A 3,221-nucleotide genomic window follows, 5' to 3' on the forward strand; every position below is an offset into this window, starting at 1 on the left:
CCATGGCCGGATCGTCAAAGCTGATGTTGAAGGTCTGTCCAAATCCGACGCACCCAAAGCCGCGTCGACAGCGGCCCCAACAGCAGCAGCGGCCAAACCCGCACTTGCCGCAGGGCCAACAGCCGACGCCGTCATGAAAATGTACGAGGGTCGCGAGTATGAGGAAATCACCCTCAATGGCATGCGCAAAACCATCGCGTCGCGCCTGACCGAGGCCAAGCAATCGATCCCGCATTTCTATCTACGTCGGGACATCCAGCTTGATGCGTTGATGGCGTTCCGGGCTGATCTGAACAAGCAGCTCGAAGCACGTGGCGTCAAACTGTCCGTCAATGACTTCATCATCAAAGCCTGTGCCTTGGCGCTGCAAGCTGTGCCTGATGCCAATGCAGTCTGGGCAGGCGATCGCATCCTCAAGCTCAAGCCTTCGGATGTAGCCGTAGCAGTGGCCATCGACGGTGGCCTCTTCACCCCTGTTCTGAAAGATTCCGAGAATAAATCACTCTCGGCCCTCTCGGCCGAGATGAAAGACCTTGCCACCCGCGCGCGCGACCGCAAACTTGCACCGCACGAGTATCAGGGCGGCAGCTTTGCGATCTCCAACCTTGGCATGTTCGGCATCGACAATTTCGACGCCGTGATCAACCCGCCACATGGTGCGATCCTCGCGGTGGGCGCTGGCGTGAAAAAACCGGTCGTTGGCAAAGACGGCGAACTGGCTGTGGCCACGGTGATGTCTGTCACCCTGTCGGTGGATCACCGCGTCATCGACGGTGCCCTTGGTGCACAACTTTTGACTGCGATCAAAGACAACCTTGAAAACCCCATGACAATGCTCGCCTGATCCATTTTCGAATGGACTAAAATCCTCGGGAGGTCTGGGGGGCAGAAAGCCCCCCACTCTTACCATCAAACAAGGCTGAATGGTTACTCGCATTACAGAAAAGCCGGGATCGTCTGATCCCGGCTTTTTCATTGTCTTGCGTAAGCTTTGTAAATCTCAGTCGCCCTGTGGACCCAACATATGATCCATCAGTACAGAAGGCTGTTCGCAACCCGCTTCCCCTACAACTCGCGCTGGAATACCGGCAACCGTCTTGCAAGGCGGAACCGCCTCCAACACAACAGATCCCGCAGCAATACGGCTGCAGTGCCCAATCGTGATGTTACCTAAAACCTTGGCCCCCGCACCGATCAGCACGCCATCTTCAATTTTGGGGTGACGGTCCTGTTCTTCCTTTCCGGTCCCGCCAAGGGTTACGGAATGCAGCATCGACACGTTGTCACCGACCACAGCAGTCTCACCGATCACGACGGAATGGGCGTGGTCAATCATAATGCCCTTGCCGATTTTTGCTGCCGGATGAATGTCGACGCCGAAAATCTCGCTCACCCGCATTTGCACAAAATAGGCCAGATCGCGCTGCCCTTTCATCCAAAGGTGATGGCCCACGCGGTAGGCCTGAACGGCCTGATATCCCTTGAAATACAGGATCGGTTGCAGCAAGCGATGGCAGGCCGGGTCGCGCTCATAAATCGCGACCAGATCTGCGCGCGCGGCCTTTATCAGGTCAGGGTCGTTGGCATATGCTTCCTGTACCATTTCGCGCAACACCATCATCGACATCTCATTCGAAGACAGCTTGGCGGCGATCCGGTAAGACAGCGCCTTTTCGATGGATTTGTGGTGCAAGATACAGGTGTGGATAAATCCACCCATCAGGGGTTCATCTTGCACCGCTTTTTGAGCGTCGATCAGAATTTGATCCCAAACCGGATCAACTGAGGCGATATTTCTGCGGGGTTCTGCCATGACAACATCCTTCTTTGAAGCCACAGTATATCAAATCAATGCAAAGAGCCAAACCCAAAGCAGTGAGCATCCTTATCAATCTTTTGCCATCTCACTTTAATGATTTTAAAACAGTTGACTAGAGACCCTACTGGTCAAGGATCACCCGTGCGGCTGGCCCCGCTCCAAAGCTTGCAGATATTTGTGCCACAGTGATGGCAAAAGCCCCTGACAGCCCGTCAGCCCCTTGCGCGGCTGCGCCATAGGACCAGATCGGTGCAGTGGTCACTGCCTCGCGGACGACCTGACCGTTCTGAAGGACACGTACAAGATATTGCTCGGCCTCCTCTCCCAAGGGAACATCAAGACCATCCCAGCCATCGCCCTCTATCCGGGTCCGGCGGACCCATGTCAGATCAAGGCCGCTCGCGTTTGTCGTTGCGCGCAGGTGACATGGGCTGAAGGGGCGCAATCCGTTGCCATCAAATGCTTCTTCGCGATGAATATAGGATGGATCATCAAAGGAGCGCTGCGCCGGGCCGATGCGGTAATGTTGCACAATACGCCGCAAATTAGGACTGAGCGAAAGTTGCTGCGGGACCGAATTCAGCAAGACAAACCGCGATCCCAACGGCCAAACTGGTGGCATCAACGCGTCAGACCCCGCCTGCCCGCGCAACCGCTTGGTCAGCCAATAGGTGCTTGGTGCCACCAATTCCGCCTCTGCAAATTGAAACACCTCCCAATTGTCAGAAGTACCATCGCCAATCGCAGCCAAATTTGCCCCCCTCAGCAAGGCCGCCTCGTCGACGCTTTCCAAAGAGCCGCTGGTCAGCTTGACCTGAAGCCCGTCACCGTGGTCAAATACTCCGGCGCGCGCGGCTGCTAGGTCCGTCTGCGTGACCCCAATAGTCGCGCGGATTGGCAGAATGGTATTAAGCTGATAATTCGCATCCGTTCCCGACTGATAGACCGCCACAGACCCCGGCCAAGGCTGTGCTGTGGTCGCAATATAGGGCGCATGCGGTGTCTCATCCCCCCGCAACAGCGGTAAATCAAGGAACAGCGCGGTCACCGGCACAGGGGCGGTAAAGGGTTTCAAAGCCGCCAATTCATCATCAAACGGGGCCGGATCATACACCTCGGGTTCGATCCGTACCGCCTCGATCAATTGCATTTCACCCTGTTCGACCCGGTCGATCCGGTACAGGGCATCCCCCTCTTCACCGTCAGCGGGCAGTTCAATGACATCGCCTGCCCCAAGCGCCATCATCGAGGGTGGCAATGCCAGACGCAGGCTTTCGCGTGAAATACGGGCCTCGGTCAGCCAGCGTTCGACCACTTGGCGGCCTTCTGCACGGGTCAGCGCCATGTTCATCTCTGATGCCGACACCGAATGGGTCGCATCATCGGCCAAAATCGTCTCTTC

General features: G+C 56.4%; 3 protein-coding genes. 1 reads left to right on the forward strand and 2 read right to left on the reverse strand.

Annotated features, from left to right (window positions below; translation table 11 throughout):
* Window positions 1-844, forward strand: an 844-nt coding sequence (locus ABYT07_RS19975; RefSeq protein WP_372993760.1) for a 2-oxo acid dehydrogenase subunit E2, incomplete at its 5' end; no start/stop codon positions are given.
* Window positions 845-1,000: 156 nt separating this feature from the next.
* Here the strand turns inward: ABYT07_RS19975 and cysE are convergent.
* Entirely contained in the window at window positions 1,001-1,813 is an 813-nt protein-coding gene (gene cysE / locus ABYT07_RS19980; RefSeq protein ID WP_372993761.1) for a serine O-acetyltransferase, read from the reverse strand.
* 127 nt (window positions 1,814-1,940) lie between these two features.
* Window positions 1,941-3,221, reverse strand: a 1,281-nt coding sequence (locus ABYT07_RS19985) for a phage tail protein (protein ID WP_372993762.1), incomplete at its 5' end; no start/stop codon positions are given.

The sequence above is a fragment of the Sulfitobacter sp. genome (assembly GCF_041552635.1).
GTDB lineage: Bacteria > Pseudomonadota > Alphaproteobacteria > Rhodobacterales > Rhodobacteraceae > Sulfitobacter.

Excerpts from the sequence above, each read along its gene's own strand:
- cysE (WP_372993761.1), bottom strand. The coding sequence starts at position 1,813 with ATGGCAGAACCCCGCAGAAATATCGCCTCAGTTGATCCGGTTTGGGAT.